Origin of the sequence: Paenibacillus sp. FSL K6-1330 (assembly GCF_037976825.1) — a bacterium.
Lineage (GTDB): Bacteria > Bacillota > Bacilli > Paenibacillales > Paenibacillaceae > Paenibacillus_AQ.
Genome location: NZ_CP150269.1, coordinates 5,099,497 through 5,116,253 on the forward strand (window position 1 = coordinate 5,099,497; position 16,757 = coordinate 5,116,253).

Here is a 16,757-nt window from a genome sequence, read left to right on the forward strand (position 1 = left end):
CATTGACGATATCATGTTCAGGATGGATTATATTCTGATTATTTTGCTCTCCATGAGGTTGACAAGGCTGCCGTCCCGATACATAGTAAAACTATGGATACCATACGAAAATCAGACGGATTCGAGTCTCAAAAAGTCATTGTCCTCCCGGATCATATTATGAAAGAGGCGGCCCGCCATCCACTTGTGGAACCGCTGCACGTAACTGACATCGGATACTTTCCGCGTGCGCTTCATCACTACCGGGAACGCCCGGAGGGCAGCGGCGCGTACATCTTAATCTACTGCGTAGAAGGTGAAGGCTGGTACCGGGTCAACGGCGGCAAAACCTATTCTCTGCTCAAGGGGCAGGCGGTCGTCATCCCGCCGGATACGCCGCATGAATATGCATCCTCGGAGCTTCATCCCTGGAGCATTTACTGGTGGCATATGAAGGGGACGAACGCGGGCCTATTATTTGAGGGCTTTAGCCATTCGGCGGAACCCGCCGTCCTTCCGGTCGATCAGTCAAGGAGCATCGTGGAGCTGTTTCAGGAAAGTTACGATCTGCTGCAAAAAGGGTATACGCTGAACCATATCATCCATGTCTCGCAGCTCGCCGGCCACTTGGCGGCTCTGATCCGCCTCGCCCGGCTCCAACCGCAGCGGGGGCTGGATCAGCAAAATAAGCATGACATGGAGCAGACGCTTCGGTTTATGACGGAGCACCTGGAGGGACATGTGAGCCTGAAGGAGCTGGCGGTTAACGCCAATCTATCCATTCCGCACTTCACCTTCCGGTTCAAGGAAGCAACGGGCTACTCCCCCATCGATTACTATCTGCGGCTCAAAATCCAGCGAGCCTGCCAGCATCTGGACCTGACCGGCCAGAGCGTCAAGGAGATCAGCCACCGTTTCGGCTTCCAGGACCCCTACTACTTCTCGCGACTGTTCAAAAAAATCATGGGAAAATCCCCTTCCGAATACCGAGATACCCGGAAGGGGTAGGTTTCTCCTCTTTATGTGTTGTGAGACGCTCCACGTACGAATCGTTCCTACCATCGGTGTTGTCCCCAATTTCTTGAATTGGTTCTCGTCAGGGAAGAAATTCGAGGACAAAGGCGACCGCATTCGCTTCTCGGAATCGTTTCATCCTTTCCACTGCTTCGTGCTGATGCCATAATTAAAAAAATGTTGCAGAAAAAGAAATCATCGTTTGGAAATATGACCTGCGACCTTTGTGGTTACAGTTAAACATAAATCGAGGCTATCCCCAGTAAATAAACTATCTTCTTCCCAAACAAAAAAACTACCCTGACGGTAAAAGTTCCTAGAACAATTGATTCACATGAAGTTTTCAAGTACCGTAAATCGTCCGGTAAGGATGGGGTGATAATGCAGGTAGTGTGGAGCAATCAACCTGTTCTTGAGAGTGTGCGTAGGGGCTAGAAAGAACAAGAAGAAGGCGCTCCATCACGCTGTAGTCTCCATGTTTCACTGCACTTTCTAGAGCGGCCTCTACCCGGTAGTTTCGAGAAATTTCGCGCTGTAGGACGGTCTAACTGCCGTCGCCGATGCTTTCAGAGCGCCGCGATCCGCTGCCTGATACGCGGAAATAGTCCAATGGCATTCTGGTAGAATACCTTCTCATGATGCTGCTCAGGCACGAGCCTGCGAACGAATTCCGCATACAGGTCGATCGGTGCGAGCGGCCAGTCGGTTCCGAACAACATTTTCTCGTAATGATCACAGTACACCAGCGCCCGGCGAAAATGGTCCATGAACAGCGGTTCGTTCATGAACCGTTCAAAATGGGGCCGATCTCCGACGACAAGTCCGGACAAATCGGCGTAGACGTTCGGGTTCTTAGCCACCACTTCGGCGGCATCCATCACCCAGGGATCACCCAAATGGCAAATCATGAAGTTCACGCCGCGCTGCTGGTAGGCCAATTCATCTACGGTAAGCGGATGCGAATACTTCAGCAATCCGTTCATCGAGTAAGTATCGCCGGTATGAATCACCACGGGCATGCCGTACTTGGCAGCCAACTCATAAATCGGCGTGTAGATTTTGTCATAGACGTAATGATGGTAGTACCCAGCATATAGCTTAATTCCCGCCACCTCGGGAACTTGCAGACGAGCTTCAATCCTATCGAGCTCCTCTAGGGCGTGCTTGCCGGTGAGCATGTTCGGATTGATGCCGACGCATTCCATTAGGAACGGTGGAACGCTTTCTTGCAGGTCAAGACCCATCGGATTAGGTGAATTGGAATCAGGAAAGGCTCCCTTGGTCTGCTCCGTGACGCCCATTCCAATACCGAGAATGACGTCGTTCTTGTCAAACTCCGCCTTAAGTCCGGCAGTGGTGTAATCGACTTTGGACTGATCAATCGCTGTTTGATGAAAGCTGTCGATGTCCGACAGATGAATATGAATGTCAATGATCGGCATGTAAGATCTCCTTTTCGTCGGCAGGATTGGTAAAGGTCAGCTTCTGAAGGTCACGGACATCCTCCGGATTCAGATCGATTCGACCCAAGATCAGAAAAGTCGGCTGTGTCCAGGCGGTTTTCCCATTCAGAAGTGAAAGATGGTGATTCACATCGTGACTAAACACCTTGTTGTTCACATACGCTGATGAACTCTGATTGTGATAACTATTCACTATATGCAGCATGTTCTGTCGAGAATCAGCGCCTATTCGCAAGAGTCCCTTGAAATGAAGCTCGGCTTCCAGCTTCCCGAGAAGGAACTTTCCTTCCCCGGGGATTTCCATCCATCCTTCGGAGAAGACTGGTGAAGGCTTGAAGAAATTATCATCCCTGAGCGAATAATGCGGCAGAACCAGGCCACTTTCGTTGGTCACCGAATGCAGCACGCAGAGAACAGGGACACCAGGCAGCATAAGGTAATGCTGGTCGATCGTGATCCCCCGATTCGCTTCCTGCTTCTCGATGACAGTGGTCATTCGGAGTCCCTTCCAGACGTTGCCGTGCACATCCATCCGCTCCGCCCATGTCGCACTTCTCGGCTCCTGCTGTCGACTGAAGCCACTCATGCCGGGAATGTCCACGCCGAGTCCGCCGTACCAGGGATTCCACCAAGAACGCGGGGCAGCTTCCGGATACGAACTGTCCAACCATTCTTCGCCTTGGTGCTTCAGGGAATGCACGACGCTGCCGAAGCCAGGGGAAGCCGCTATGGAGAGAATCCCGTTGCTCACTGTGTACACGGGACCTGCCGCTCCTTCCTCCAGCCCGCAAACGACGGCTGCTTCCGTTTGGGGAAGCCAGAGAGCCGACCGCTCCTGAACCCAATCCTCGCCGCGATAGACGGCACGGGCCTTCCAACCGGATTCGCCATTTTCCGGGTCTTGCTTTTCCCCAGGGGAGTACTCAAAGCTCGCAGAACGAAGGTCCTGCTCCTTTTGCAACTTCATGTCGGCAACCTTCCGCTCCGGTTCCTCACCGTTTTGCACATACAGTTCCAAGCTACCGGCGAGCGGAACCATCTTTCTTTCGATAAGTTCTGCATTCAGCGGCCCAGCCAAGAACGGATTTCCGCCGCCAAGCGCCAGTTCGAGATGATCGTCCAGCATCGGTACGACCGGGTTCCGCAGCTTCCGGGCGAAGCAGCGGAAATCCCACCACTTGGCGAAGGTGTTTAGAGCAAACACGGTCGTCTTCGTCCGCACGACGGCTCCGCCAGAAATTCGGCCAAGATCATGCTCCAGACCAAGCGGGTATTCCGGGCGAAGCAGCTTCAGGGAAGGGTCCCAACAGATGCCGCAACCGACGTTCTCTTCCTTGCTGAACAGCCAGTTCTCCGTGATCTGGGCGCTGTCCCAATGATCCGGATCGCTGGAGTAAGCATCGCCCATGTCCACATAATGGCCCTGGTATGGCAGGATGAGCCTGTTGCCGAAGAAACCGAAATTCGTCAGCAGATACATGTTCTCTTCCAGCCCTTTGCTGCTGGTGTTGCAGATTTCGTGATAAAACTCGGCGATGCCGCTTGCGAACAGCTTGGCCACCGACTTTATCTCCAGGCCGGGGAAGTCTTCCGACTCGTAAAGGGCTTCAAGTACCTGACTCTCCCCTTCTGAGTAAATCTTCACTTCTTTGGCCTGCTTCTTGGAGAATTCTTCTGCAAACGGCTTACCCAGCTTCGGATAGTTCCACCAGAAACTGTGGTGGGATCCTGGATAATCGATCCACATGTTATTATCATGCTTGCTCAGATGGAGGGAGAATGCACCGTTCACGGCGACCCACTGTTCACCATCTTCCCCACCGAAACGGCCGTGTGTTCCCTTCATCAGGACGGACAGCTTGCTTGTGAAGGAAACCGCCTTTTGATCAACCGGAACTGCCGTCACCCCAACCTCTCGCGAGTAGAGTCCGTAGGACCGCAAGATGAAGGATACCGGGACAGAGGCTTTTCCTTTAGCTGGAAGTGTGAAGCGTACGACACGATCGGCCCATTCCACGCATTCATCCTCTGGCCATTCAAAAGCGAACTCCGCTTCCGAGGCAAAATGGTTCTCCACGTTCAGATACAGCTCAGCCGGAATGCCCGGATAAAGCTCCTTGACTGGCAGCGCCGTCTTCATCTTGACCGGGAATTTAGGAGCGATGCCTATTCGGAACTCGGCTCGCTTGCCACCGATAACCCATTGGCTCTTGACAACGGGATGGGTCTTCTTGTCATTCACTTCTTCCCGGACCGGGTTAAGCTCGAATTCCCCCTCCACGATGACCGTCTCTCCCGGAGCGATCGTTTGTGCAGCAGTCAGCGCAAAACGGATACACTTGTCGTCCTGGCCATTGATCTCAATCGCCAGCTCGGAAGCCGAGCGGTTCTTGATTCGATAGCGAACCTTGTAGGCAGAACCGAACACAAGATCGTGATCGTCGATTTCGGTGGAGATTGCATAATCAGGCGTGTCGAGAGCGGTCAGCCCGCGACCGGACTTTTCGAATTCCGCTCGCACGGAGAGATCTCCCTTACCCCAGGTGTATTCAAAAAAATCGAAGCCGCGCTCCCGGCGGCCATCCGGCTCGATGACGAGCTCGCGGGTGCTGTCTGCATACCAATCCAGCTCCTCAAAATAAGGAGCGAGCGCTTCGGTTTGCAAGATGGTCGGAATGAAGTTCATCAGGTGGACGTAATCATCATTTTTTTCCCAGAAGAACCCGCATTTCTTGTACATCGGCACGGCTTTGGTGTTGCCTGCCCAGGTAAACAGATCTAGGCGTGGCCACCCCGCTTCAACTGTCTTGCGGACGGCATTCAAGATCAGATTACGGCCGACCTTGTAGCCGTGATAATCGGGCCGAACATTCAACAGCGGCACATACAGGGCCCCTTCGTCATGGCGGTAGTGGGCGAAACTACAGAAGCCGACAACCTCCTTACCATCGACGGCGAGAAACGCATGAAGATTGGACGAAATCTCCATCTCCCGGCGAACAGCGTCCTCCGTTCTCTGCCTGGTGCCGCCTCCCCAACTTTCGTTGCTGCGGTTCCACATATCAGTGAGCGCCCCAGCGTAGGAAGGGTCATATTCGATAATTCGAATTTGTTCCGCGGTGGTGTTTGTTGTCATGCTCTCATCTCCTTATCATCATCTAGAAGTATGTAGTGAATATAGCTGCACCAAATTACTTTATCTGCATTAGCTTCAAAATTTGATATTTCATTAGAATTCATTAACATATTTATTTTATCGCCACCAATATGTTCGTCATTATCAGCATTATAGAATTGTAAATTCCCAATCTTCATCTACAAATGTCTATTTATCTTCATTAACTAGCGCAATAAAATTAGTGTCACCAAGAGGAAGACAAAACTTCATTTTTAAACCTCCTCAAAAAATAAAGTGCTATTTCATGCCATAGGTTATATTCTTGAACACACCCTGATAAGCCCTATGAGCTATAACTTATCATACTATAAAATGGAAGTATTTAGGCATACAACTAATCCACTACTTCAAAATAAAAACTCCTACCTAGGGGTCGCTTTCGATACTTTCAGCATGTTTTAGATACTCATTTTTAATATTGAAATTACTGCTCGTCTATGTTACCTACACTTTTTCTTTTTATGTAAATAGTTGGGTTTAATGTTATACATTTTTTATTTTGAAAATTATAAACTTTTTAAATTAATTGGAGGTTTTTTCTGTGTATGGTATGTATATATTGTTTATTATCTTAATTATTATTGGAGTTACCCCAACTTTTTATAGATTCAACAAACGGATAAATCTATTAGAAGAGCGCATTCGCAAACTTGAAAACAAAGATTGAATATCAGAGCGTAAAAAAAAACGGCCTAATCCACAAGGAAAAGGCTGTTTGCTTTATTATCTGCAATCTTCTTTTTTGAACGTTCCAGCATCGTCTGTACCACACTTTTTGTAATCCCTATCTCTAGGTCCACCACAGACAGCTGGCTGCGAGTACGACTGGATATGTAGTGGATCTACTGTAACGGTGCGCTGTAGTCCTAATATATGGTGTATGCCCCTCCTCGCTCCTCCATAGGGCGAATATGGAGCCATTCGATACTGTACATTGGTTAGCATACTCAAGACTAACCCCATAATGGTGATCTACATTTCGTTCCTCCCTTAAGTCCATGATGTAATCTAATATCAGTCATAACATTGAGGTTAACGTGGAAGTCGACGGCAAAAAAAACGCCGCATTGCCTATAAGACAATGCGGCGCGCTCCGTTCCGGGGGATATACGAACTATTTTTGGATCTGAATGTGATACACCAAGCTGTCAAAATCCCCGCGCAGCGGCAGCTCGATCCCGATGTTCATGAGTGCCCTGCCGCTCCATGTACCTTCAAGCCCCTGGATGCCATACGACTGATCGGCTTGCAGTCCGGTCAGCCGCAGTCTCGGCAGTGGTTCGCCCAGATTCTGGCTGTGCAGGAACGCAAACAGCACGTTATCGCTTCCGTCTTCGCTGCCGTACTGCACGGCCGTTACGCCTTTATGCCGAAGCGAGTCCAAGCGATACTGGCTGCCGAACTGAACCAGATGACGAATGGATTTATACTGCGCGACAAATTCGGCCGATTCCGCAATCAGCTCGTCGCTCCACTCATTCAGGTTGGAGCCGATGCCGAGCGTTCCCATCATGGCGCTGTGGAAGCGGTATTTCAGGGATACCTGCCTGCGGTTCATCCCTGTCGGCGATTCCGTTACCCAGCAGGTCATCATCCGCGGAGCATAGGTGTACGAGAAGCCCTCCTGAATGCTGAGGCGGTCAAAAGCATCCGTATTATCGCTCGGCCAGGATTGGTCGGCATACCGGAAGATGCCAAGATCGATGCGCGCTCCGCCGCCGGCGCAGGTTTCAAACGCCACATGCGGGAACTTGCGCCGCAGCTCCGCCCAAATCTCGTACAGGCTCTGAACGTGGCGAATCCAGATCTCCTTCTGGCGGTGAAGCGGATGATCCTTCATGCCGGGTTCGGTCACCGTCCGGTTCATGTCCCATTTAATGAACTTGATATCATGCTGCTCCAGCAGGTCCGTCATAAACTGCAAAATGTATGCCTTAACCTCCGGCTTCGAAATGTTCAGCAGCAGCTGATTGCGAAGCTCCGAGCGCTCCCGCGTCTCGAAATGGTAGACCCAATCCGGGTGCTCCCGGTACAGATCGCTGTCCGGATTGACAGCCTCCGGCTCCACCCAGATGCCGAACTCCATGCCGAGCTCATGCACCCGGTTAATCAGTTCGGCGAGGCCGTTCGGGAATTTCTCCCGGTTCACGAACCAATCGCCAAGGCCTGCGCGATCATGGTTACGCCCGCCGAACCATCCGTCGTCCACGACGAACAATTCCACGCCCAAACGCGCGGCTCTTTCGGCCAAAGCCATTTGATCCTTGGCATTGACATCGAAGTATGTTGCCTCCCAAGAGTTATACAGGACCGGTCTCGTTTCGCGGCCCGGCAGAACATCCGAATATTGATAGCGATGCAGCTGCCGGCTCATCCCGCCAAAGCCCCCGCTGCTGTATCCCCCGACGAAGCTTGGCGTATCGAAGGCTTCTCCCGCTCCCAGCACCCACTCGCTGTCGAAATCGTTGATGCCTCCAGTCACCCGAACATGCTCGAACACCGTCCGCTCGGCCGTGATCTTCCAGTTCCCGCTCCAGGCCAGCGCGCCGAACCATACCTGTCCCGCCGACTCCGTGGCATGTCCGTCATCCATCGCAAACCAAGGGTTGGCGTGGCTGTCCGTAAAGCCCCTGCGGGATTCCAGCACCTTCTTTCCTTCGGTGAGAAAGGTGCTGCGCAGCTGAAATTCGCCGGACCATTTCCCCGTCACGTGTGTGAGGCGGTAATCCGCCAGATAGGGGATGACCCATGCCGCGGATTGCGCATTTTCCAGCACGATATCTGCATCGCCTCGGTTTACGATTCGGACTGAGCGTTCGATCAGGTCGCACTCGGGAATCGCCCGGTAGGACAGCTCCACTTCCAGCGGGTACGCTTCATCCTTCATGACGATGACCAGCGTCTCCCTGCCTTCCGTCTGCAGCGTGCGGTGCCCGGCATAACGAACCGCCAAGTCGCGCACGCCATCCGGCATGCGGACCTTCAGACTGGGCTCGCTGTATTTGACGCCGCCCCAGAAGCTGTATTCCTCCACCTCCGAATGGACTTCCGCGTCAAACGAGCTGTGCGATCTCGGCCGCAGCAGCGGCGCAGCGTCTTCGATCGCGACGGACTCCCCCCAGTAGAGATGCTGCAGATTGCCGCTATCGTTGATGCCGAACAGATAGGAGCTGTTATCGGTTTGTATTGCAAACACGCGAAACTGTTCTTGGTATTGAATGGTCACAGAATATCATCCTTCCGATTCGTGTTGATATGGTTTATGCCTGCGCAAGAAAAAAAGGAGAGCCAAAAGACGAAGCATCTTTTGACTCCTCTTGGCCAGATTATTTGCCCCACAGCTCTTGACGTTTGTTGAAGTTGTCCGTATAGATCTTTTCCAGCTTGGCCAGGCCAGCCGCCTCGATCTCGGCCATCATCTGGTTATAGGATTCCACCACTTGGTCCTCGGACGGCGACAGGGCCATCTTCAGGAAATATTTATTGATGGTGTCGTTCACCTTCGTTTCCATAATGGCTTCCGGCGTTCCGCCAGCCGGACCCAGGTTATCGTACGGTGCCGTATCGAATGACGTATCGGCCAGGTTCTTGATCGCCAGATCCGTGACCGGATCGGTCTGGTAACGGCCCATCAGGTCATACGGGGTTCCGTCCTCGCCGGGACCGTTCTTGATCATCCAGGTCCACTTGCGAATGCCCGTCGTACGGGAAGCTTCGTCCCAATTCTTCTTGAAGGCGTCCAGCACTTCTTGTCTTGGTACATGCTTGCCGTCCTTCATGTCCCAATGCTCGCCCTCTACTCCCCACATCAGCAGATACTGGCCTTCTTCGCTGGCCAGGAAATCCAACAGCTTCATCGTACGGACCGGATCCTTGTTGGAGCGGCTGATCGCGACGCCGTCCCAGCCAAGAGAGCTCTTCGGTCCGTAAGTGGCCTCTTCCGGCTTCACGCCCGGGGCCAGCACTTTATATTGGTAGAACTGACGATCGTCCTCGGTGGCCTTATCGGCTGCCTCGGTTTTGAGCAGCGCATTGGCATTTCCCACATTCCAGAGCGCTTCCGCCGTGGCGAATACGTTGCCGTTGCCGAGCTTCTGCTCGAACTGCTTGGTCTTCATCGTTGCCCATTCCTTATCGAGCAGGCCTTTGCGGTACAGGGAGTTCAGGAATTTAACCATTTCGAGATAACGCGGATCGCGGACGTCCTTCTTCAGCTCCCCGTTCGTTTCGTAATACGGCATCATACCGTACATGCCCTTGAAGCTGCCGGTCACGGCTCCGACATTCTCGCCGTTGAGCGTCATCGGAATGCTTTCTTTTCCGTCAATGGTTGGATATTTCTCCTTAAACTTGACGAGCAGCTGCTCGAATTCCTCCGCGGTAAACGGTTCGCCGTTGTTCACCTTATCGCCGACGCCAAGCTCCTTCATGATGTCCATGCGCATCATGAAGCCGAACACCGGGTACTGCTCCAAGCCGTACCAGTTGGAGAAATAATAATTGTTGCCGTCCTCGCTTCGCGTTTTGGCAAGCGTGTCGCCGTACATTTTTTTGATATTCGGTCCGTGCTCTTCGATCAGATCATTCAGCGGGACGACCGCGCCCGAGGTAATATACTTGTTCATGATATCGCTTCCACGACTCATCAAAATAACATCCGGAAGATCGCCGCTGGCCAGCATCAGATTCAGCTTCTCAACCGGATTGCCCGTAGGCTGCTGGATCTCGACGGTCACGCCTGTTTTTTCCGTAATCACTTTAGCGACCGGATTGGTAAAGGCATCCCCCGTGTTTTGGTCAAACCAGGTTAACGTGATCGGCGCGTTGCTGTCCGCATCCGTGCCGCTGTCTCCGCCCGATGCCGCCTTCTGGTTGCCGCCGCAAGCCGAAAGCGTTGTCATAACGAGAGCTGCTGCCAGAATCAATTTTAGTTTCTTCATTCCCTGAACCCCTTTCTAAGGTCGTCATATTCATGTGCTCGAATATATCTATCATTGTAAAAATCGGGAGTTCATTGATCTATAACGCAATCTTACAATCCATGATGCAAAATGTCTTTCATTCAGGGTAACGCCTGCTGCGGGTCCCGTTCGTTTGCAGGATGCCTATCGGAGATTACAGGTATCCGAATGGTCACCGCGGTTCCGATGCCGAGCCGGCTGAAGATGCTGACGCCATATTCTTCCCCGTAGGTCAGCTTGATCCGGTCATCCACATTCTTCACGCCGTAGCCCGACAGATTATCCGATTTGTTCAGCGCGTGATCGAGCTGTTCCGGCTTCATCCCGATGCCGTCGTCGATGACCTGGAGCAAGATGTCGTCCCCCTCTTGCCTCAGCTTCACGTTAATGTTGATTCCCGATTCGTCCCCAATGGCATGATTGATGCAGTTCTCGATGAACGGCTGCAGTATCAGCTTGATCGTCGTGTTCCCGAACAGCTGCTCATCCAGGTCGTAATGCATATGAAGCTTGTCCCGGAACCGAATCTTCTGAATCGCGACATAATTCTTCACCAGGTTGATTTCCTGCTCCAGCAGAATGATGCGCTTCCCTTTATTCAGCGACACCCGGTAATACTTGGCCAAATAATTGACCATCTGGTACACCTGCAAAGCCCCTTCCTTGATCGCCAGAGAAGAGATGGAGGACAAGGTGTTGTACAGAAAATGGGGGTTGATCTGGGCCTGGAGCGTATTCAGCTCCGACTCCTTCCTTGCAATCTCCTTCACGTACACGTCATGGATCAGGGATTGGATGGTCGAGGCCATCTTATTGAACGCAAAGGACACCTGGCCGATTTCGTCATGCCCCATCGGCTTAATCGACAGCCGGAAATCCCCGCGCTCCACCTTCCGGATCTGCTGCAGCAGCACCTCGATGCGCTTGGTCATGACCTTGGTCGTAAAATAGAGCAGCAGGATGGCCATGCCAATCGCCAGCACGGAGAACCAGATGACGTTCTTGGTCGCCTGATTCGCATTGGCCAGCAGCTCGTCGTAGGGCACGGTGATGACCGTGGACCAGCCGTTGCTGAGCTTTTTATATGTGAAAAAACGCTCCTGCCCGTTAATCTTAATATCGAATGAGCCTGCATCCTGGGTCATCCGCTCCTGAATCGGGAACACGTCGAACAGCTGGTTCGATTGGAGGTTCTGATCCCCCGTGCTGATCACGCTGCCAGACTCGTCGATAATATAGACGCTTTTGTTGTCGTTTTCCATTTTGATCAGGGAATAGAATTCGTTTGCGTTAATGTCCATGGTCAAAATCCCGTACGGATGCTGCAGGCTGAAATAACTTAACGAACGGGCAATGGTAATATACGCATCATGGGCCTTGAAATCCCCGGAATGGAAATACACCGTATTGCCGGCGGCATCCAGCACCTGCTCCTCCATCGCCCGAGGCAGCTCTTCCGTATATTTGACGTATTGACCGTCCGAATAAAGGGTATGGTTCCCCGTATAAATGGTGATGCCCAGAATGTTGGCATTCAGGGTCATCAGGGACGGCAGCGTCCGGTTGATGTATTGGAAGGCATCCAGATAATAGTACGCCTGCTCATAATCGGTAGAGAGATAATTGCGGAGCTGCGCATCCATGTAAAGGATGTTCGACAGCTGATTGTAGTACTCCAGCCGTTTCTCCACGTTGGTGTTAATCTGTGCCAGCGATCCGCCCAAAGCCGTATAGGTATGCTCCGTAATCGTGCTGCGGGTCGAAGAATACGAATAATAGATCAGCAGCGAGAACGGAAGGATGATCACGATCAGAAAGATGAAAAAGAACTTGTGCCGGAGCCGCCAATTGGTGTATGCGCGTAAGTGCGCGAACGGGAAAGCCCCTGCCAGACGGCTCCACGGGCCGGACGGGCTAGATGTTTTTGCGGTATTCATTCGGCGTAACTCCTTGGCTTTTTAAGAATAAGGAAATGAAGTAGGATGTGCTCTCATAACCGACCCTTTGGGCGATGTCCTGCACTTTGAGCGAATCGTCGGCCAGCAGCTCCTTGGCTTTGTTCAGCCGGATTCTCGTTAGGTAATCATGGATCGTCATGCCGGTTTTCTCCTTAAAGATGGAACGCAGGTAGTTGGGAGACAGATACACCTGATCGGACAAGCTGTTGATTGTAATGGCCTGGTGATAGGTCTGGTCGATCGTCGTGCGCACCTGGTGCACCAGCCTGGCATTTTTGTCCATGAAGCGGTGTTCCAGCGTCCGAATCGCATGCGCGGCGTAATCCATGATGATCGCTTCGATTTCAATCATGGTTCGGCACTGATAGATGGCATGGTAAAGCTCCGCCCGCTTGTGGCTCTCCGTGATCGGTTCGTGAATCCCCTCCAGCAGACGCTCCACCAATCCGATGGCAAAGTCGCACACTTCGGTTTTTCGGATTCGCAGCATGACCAGCCGGTTGAAGTAATCCCGCAGCTTCTGCGCGGCCTGCTCGGACGCCAGCTGATGAATGTTCTCGAAATAGGCCGGCTCTTGGAAAGGAGGAATTTGCCGGCTCTCCAGCTGCCGCAGCACGTCCTTGGCATAGATGACTCTCCCGTTCCCGACGTAAAACATCTCCTCCAGCATCATCCGCGTCTCCCGGTATAAATCCTGGATGCGGGACAGCTCTTCCGGCTCCTCGTTCACGGCCGCGGTCATCGTAAAGCCCAGCGCATTCTGCATCTGCTTCAGCAAATCCTCCCACGTAAAGCGGCTCAGATGGCTCGCGGCATCCATGAAGATGCCCAGCTCGCCTTCCCGGCAGATGACCAGATCCGCCTCGAGTTTCTTGTCCGCAAGCCACTCCTCCATATGCGTCTGCAGGCGCGCCATACCATCCTCGAGGGACAACCCCGGCTGCGCAGCTTGTGGAACATCGAGGCCAAGCAGCGTAAGGGTATACGTTCTCGGCTCCGTGTGGCGGGACAGCTTCTGGTAGCTGGCGGCGAGGTTCAGGAATCGCTCCTCGTTCTGCTCGAACATCATCTCTCGTACAATATTGGATTTGGTCACGCGAATGGAGCGGTTCTTCATCCGCACTTCCTCGCAGCGCCGTTTCACTTTATCGATAACGCTTACAATTTCACTCAGATCCAGCGGCTTCAATAAATAACCGACGGCACCCACGTTTAAGGCCGACTTCACATAATTGAATTCATCGTGTCCGGTCAGGAAGACGAACTGAATCCAGTCGAATAACTCACTCACCCGTTTTGCCATATCAAGCCCGTTCATGACGGGCATCTGGACGTCCGTCAGTACGATATCGGGCTGAATCACCTCGATCTTCTCCAGGGCATCCCTGCCGTTCAGGGCTGTTCCGGCCACATATATCCCCATCTCTTCCCAACGAATATAATCTCGGATCATCTCTAGCTCCAGCTCTTCGTCATCTACGAGAAAAATGCTATACATGCTCATACCCCCTGTGTCGGCTTATCCCTTAATATTATAGCGATTTCGTTATTTTAACTATGGGAACAGGCAATGTAAGTTATTTTCAAGCATCTTTCGTTACATTGTCATATCGACACTCATTTTTTCGGAGTCTTATAATTTGAGTTAACTTGAGATGCGAGGTGCCCCATATGAAACCTGCTACAACCTTACAGACGCGGAGTGACTTGAGCTTGAGTCCTCATCGAAAAAGCCGCTGGGCCATGCTGAAGCAGCAGAAGTATCTATTCCTGATGATGCTGCCCGGACTGATCTGGGCCATTGTGTTTGCGTATACGCCCATGGTTGGCCTATACATGTCCTTCGTCAATTACCAGCCGACGCTCGGCGGCTTCTGGTCGACCCTGTTTTCGAGCGAGTTCGTCGGCCTGGAATGGTTCCGTTACTTCTTCAACAACGGCGACTTCTGGATCGTCATGCGAAATACGCTGGCCTCCACGCTGATCACGCTGCTCTTCTCCTTCCCGATGCCGATCCTGATCGCCATCGCGATTAATGAGATCAAGAGCGTGAAGTTCAAAAAGACGGTGCAAACCGCCTCCTATCTTCCCTATTTCATATCCTGGGTTATCGCGGCCAACATCATCGTGACCCTGCTCTCCTCGGACGGCGCGATTAACGGCATTTTGAAATTCCTCCATATTACCGATGAAAGCGTTTTATTCCTGCAGAACGGCAAGTACTTCTGGTGGATCGTCGCACTCGGCAATACGTGGAAGGATATGGGGTACAGCTCGATCATGTATCTGGCAGCCATCTCGTCGATCAACCAGGAGCTCTATGAAGCGGCCAAGGTCGACGGCGCCAACCGTTTTAAGCAGATCCGGTACATCACCCTGCCCCATCTGAAGCCAACCATTGTCATTTTGCTGATTCTGGCGCTTGGCGGCATCCTGAACGCGGGCTTCGACCAGCACTTCCTGCTCGGCAATGACCTGACGCGGGATTACTCCGACGTTCTGTCCACCTATTCGTTCCGCTATGGTATCCAGAATGGCATGTTCTCCTATGCGGCAGCCGTCGGCATGTTCAGCTCCGTGGTGGCGTTCATCATCGTGGTCATCGTCAACTATACGGCGAAGAAGTTGAACGGGCAGTCCCTATTCTAAACCATAAGGAGGTACATCCATGTTAAGCAAAAAAACCGTGCCCGAGCGTATCTTCGATGCCTCTTTATACCTGTTCCTGACCGGCATTTTTCTCGTGACCTTCTATCCGTTCTGGAACATCCTGGTCATCTCCTTGAACGATGCAACCGATACGATGCGGGGCAACCTGTACTTCTGGCCGCGCGTGCCAACCATCGAGAGCTACCTGACCATCTTCCGGAACCCGGAGATTTGGAGCGCCATTAAGATCACCGTGCTTCGTACCATCGTCGGGACGGCGGCATCCATCTTCTTCATCACACTGCTCGCCTATCCGCTCAGCAAGCGCAATCTGCTCGGATGGAAATACTTCTCCTTCTTCTTTGTGTTCACGATGTATTTTGGCGGCGGGCTGATCCCGACGTATATGATCATCAAATCCCTGGGACTGATCGACTCCTTCTGGGTCTATATCTTCCCCGGCCTGATCGGCGTGTTCCTGATGATTCTGGTGCGCACCTTCATGGAGCAGATCCCCGGCGAGATCGAGGAATCCTCCAAAATCGACGGCGCAAACGACCTGCAGACGTTCTTCCGCATCATCATGCCGCTGTGCGTGCCGGTGCTCGCCACGATCGGCCTGTTCCTGGCCATCGGCCACTGGAACTCCTGGTATGACTCCTATGTGTATACCTACAAGCCGGAGCTCAAGACCCTGCAGGCCGTCCTGGTCAAAATCCTCAATCAGTTCCAGACCGCCGGCATGATGTCCGATGCGCAGCAGCTGGCGCAGGGCTCCAAGCGGATCCCTGTCTCCAGTGAAAGCATCCGGATGGCGGTGACCATGGTCGCCACGCTGCCGATCATTATGGTGTATCCCTTTGTGCAAAGGTATTTTGTGAAGGGGATTATGATGGGGGCTATAAAGAGTTAAAATTTTGTTAGGAAATGAAGAGAGCCCTTACCCGGGAGGGGTAAGGGCTCGTTTTTCCAGAAAAACTTTGCTTTTTCGAAACGTGTACAAGCATTATTCGTGAGTAAACTCACTTAACTTTTGTATTATAATTTCTGCTAATTGAACAGGGCTAAAATTCTTTGCTTCCAAATACCCAAATCGATCCGTTATTCCCTGAATAGAAGTCTGATCAAGACAAACAGGCAATATATATTCTCCATCCTTTTGCTGCCTAACCATTGCACTTTCGAGCTCTAATTTACACCAATCTTTGTTTATATAGACTTGTGAAATAAACATCACACAGAATGCCGCCTTAAAACTAAACAATTGATCCAGGTATGTCGAGAGATCTTTCCCCCAAAGAGAAACTTGTTCAAATTCATCATAAAACACTTTTATTTTTCTTACCTTTAATTCCTTTGCGATAATCTCAACATAGCTTCGATCTTCCCCAGCAAAAGACAAAGCAACATCATAATTGTATCTAGATTCTATTACTTTATTACCCTCTGTTAGAGAGTCTTGATTGTAACTTAGTTTTTCAATTAATGTTACATTTCCTTCGACTTTCCCACCGGAAATAACTATCCCTTTATTATGATTTATGTTCATAGAACC

The 16,757-nt window shown here is 51.7% G+C and carries 10 protein-coding genes and 1 pseudogene; 3 read left to right on the forward strand and 8 right to left on the reverse strand.

The genetic code is table 11. From position 1 onward, the window contains the following. Positions 1 to 93 precede the first annotated feature (93 nt). On the forward strand, positions 94 to 987 hold the full coding sequence (locus NYE54_RS23145) for an AraC family transcriptional regulator (RefSeq protein ID WP_339266467.1): 894 nt from the start codon (positions 94 to 96) through the stop codon (positions 985 to 987). A gap of 349 nt (positions 988 to 1,336) precedes the next feature. Here the strand turns inward: NYE54_RS23145 and NYE54_RS23150 are convergent. The 7 genes and pseudogenes from NYE54_RS23150 to NYE54_RS23180 form a co-directional block, all read right to left on the reverse strand. Continuing rightward, positions 1,337 to 1,519, reverse strand: a pseudogene (locus NYE54_RS23150) (hypothetical protein); the annotation flags it as partial. A 40-nt stretch (positions 1,520 to 1,559) separates the two neighbouring features. Continuing rightward, entirely contained in the window at positions 1,560 to 2,435 is an 876-nt protein-coding gene (locus tag NYE54_RS23155; protein WP_090907997.1) for an amidohydrolase family protein, read from the reverse strand. Next, positions 2,422 to 5,592 (reverse strand): GNAT family N-acetyltransferase, encoded by a 3,171-nt coding sequence (locus tag NYE54_RS23160; protein WP_339266469.1) that lies wholly within the window; start codon positions 5,590 to 5,592, stop codon positions 2,422 to 2,424. The genes NYE54_RS23155 and NYE54_RS23160 overlap by 14 nt, the downstream gene beginning before the upstream one ends. A gap of 1,156 nt (positions 5,593 to 6,748) precedes the next feature. After that, positions 6,749 to 8,860, reverse strand: a complete 2,112-nt coding sequence (locus tag NYE54_RS23165) for an alpha-galactosidase (protein WP_339266471.1) — start codon at positions 8,858 to 8,860, stop codon at positions 6,749 to 6,751. A gap of 100 nt (positions 8,861 to 8,960) precedes the next feature. Beyond that, positions 8,961 to 10,574: an ABC transporter substrate-binding protein gene (locus tag NYE54_RS23170; protein WP_339266473.1), complete on the reverse strand. Its 1,614-nt coding sequence runs from the start codon at positions 10,572 to 10,574 to the stop codon at positions 8,961 to 8,963. A 122-nt stretch (positions 10,575 to 10,696) separates the two neighbouring features. Next, the gene (locus tag NYE54_RS23175) at positions 10,697 to 12,532 is read right to left on the reverse strand and encodes a sensor histidine kinase (RefSeq protein ID WP_339266475.1); all 1,836 of its coding nucleotides are present in this window, start codon (positions 12,530 to 12,532) and stop codon (positions 10,697 to 10,699) included. After that, the gene (locus NYE54_RS23180) at positions 12,510 to 14,051 is read right to left on the reverse strand and encodes a response regulator (RefSeq protein ID WP_339266477.1); all 1,542 of its coding nucleotides are present in this window, start codon (positions 14,049 to 14,051) and stop codon (positions 12,510 to 12,512) included. The genes NYE54_RS23175 and NYE54_RS23180 overlap by 23 nt, the downstream gene beginning before the upstream one ends. A gap of 173 nt (positions 14,052 to 14,224) precedes the next feature. On the opposite strand from NYE54_RS23180, the gene NYE54_RS23185 reads away from it, so the two are divergent. Together NYE54_RS23185 and NYE54_RS23190 are read left to right on the forward strand one after the other, a co-directional pair. After that, a complete protein-coding gene (locus tag NYE54_RS23185; RefSeq protein ID WP_339266479.1) occupies positions 14,225 to 15,202 on the forward strand; it encodes an ABC transporter permease subunit in 978 nt (325 codons plus the stop codon). A gap of 19 nt (positions 15,203 to 15,221) precedes the next feature. Next, the gene (locus tag NYE54_RS23190; RefSeq protein WP_251497519.1) at positions 15,222 to 16,115 is read left to right on the forward strand and encodes a carbohydrate ABC transporter permease; all 894 of its coding nucleotides are present in this window, start codon (positions 15,222 to 15,224) and stop codon (positions 16,113 to 16,115) included. 93 nt (positions 16,116 to 16,208) lie between these two features. Here NYE54_RS23190 and NYE54_RS23195 read toward each other — a convergent pair whose 3' ends face one another. Next, positions 16,209 to 16,751 carry a TIR domain-containing protein gene (locus NYE54_RS23195; RefSeq protein ID WP_339266482.1) on the reverse strand — a complete coding sequence of 181 codons (543 nt, stop codon included), beginning with the start codon at positions 16,749 to 16,751 and terminating at the stop codon, positions 16,209 to 16,211. Positions 16,752 to 16,757: the final 6 nt, after the last annotated feature.

Bases quoted from the DNA above. Each gene is read 5' to 3' on its own strand.
- NYE54_RS23145 (WP_339266467.1), top strand. From the start codon at position 94: ATGGATACCATACGAAAATCAGACGGATTCGAGTCTCAAAAAGTCATT.
- NYE54_RS23155 (WP_090907997.1), bottom strand. From the start codon at position 2,435: ATGCCGATCATTGACATTCATATTCATCTGTCGGACATCGACAGCTTT.
- NYE54_RS23160 (WP_339266469.1), bottom strand. From the start codon at position 5,592: ATGACAACAAACACCACCGCGGAACAAATTCGAATTATCGAATATGAC.
- NYE54_RS23170 (WP_339266473.1), bottom strand. From the start codon at position 10,574: ATGAAGAAACTAAAATTGATTCTGGCAGCAGCTCTCGTTATGACAACG.
- NYE54_RS23175 (WP_339266475.1), bottom strand. From the start codon at position 12,532: ATGAATACCGCAAAAACATCTAGCCCGTCCGGCCCGTGGAGCCGTCTG.
- NYE54_RS23180 (WP_339266477.1), bottom strand. From the start codon at position 14,051: ATGTATAGCATTTTTCTCGTAGATGACGAAGAGCTGGAGCTAGAGATG.
- NYE54_RS23185 (WP_339266479.1), top strand. From the start codon at position 14,225: ATGAAACCTGCTACAACCTTACAGACGCGGAGTGACTTGAGCTTGAGT.
- NYE54_RS23190 (WP_251497519.1), top strand. From the start codon at position 15,222: ATGTTAAGCAAAAAAACCGTGCCCGAGCGTATCTTCGATGCCTCTTTA.
- NYE54_RS23195 (WP_339266482.1), bottom strand. From the start codon at position 16,751: ATGAACATAAATCATAATAAAGGGATAGTTATTTCCGGTGGGAAAGTC.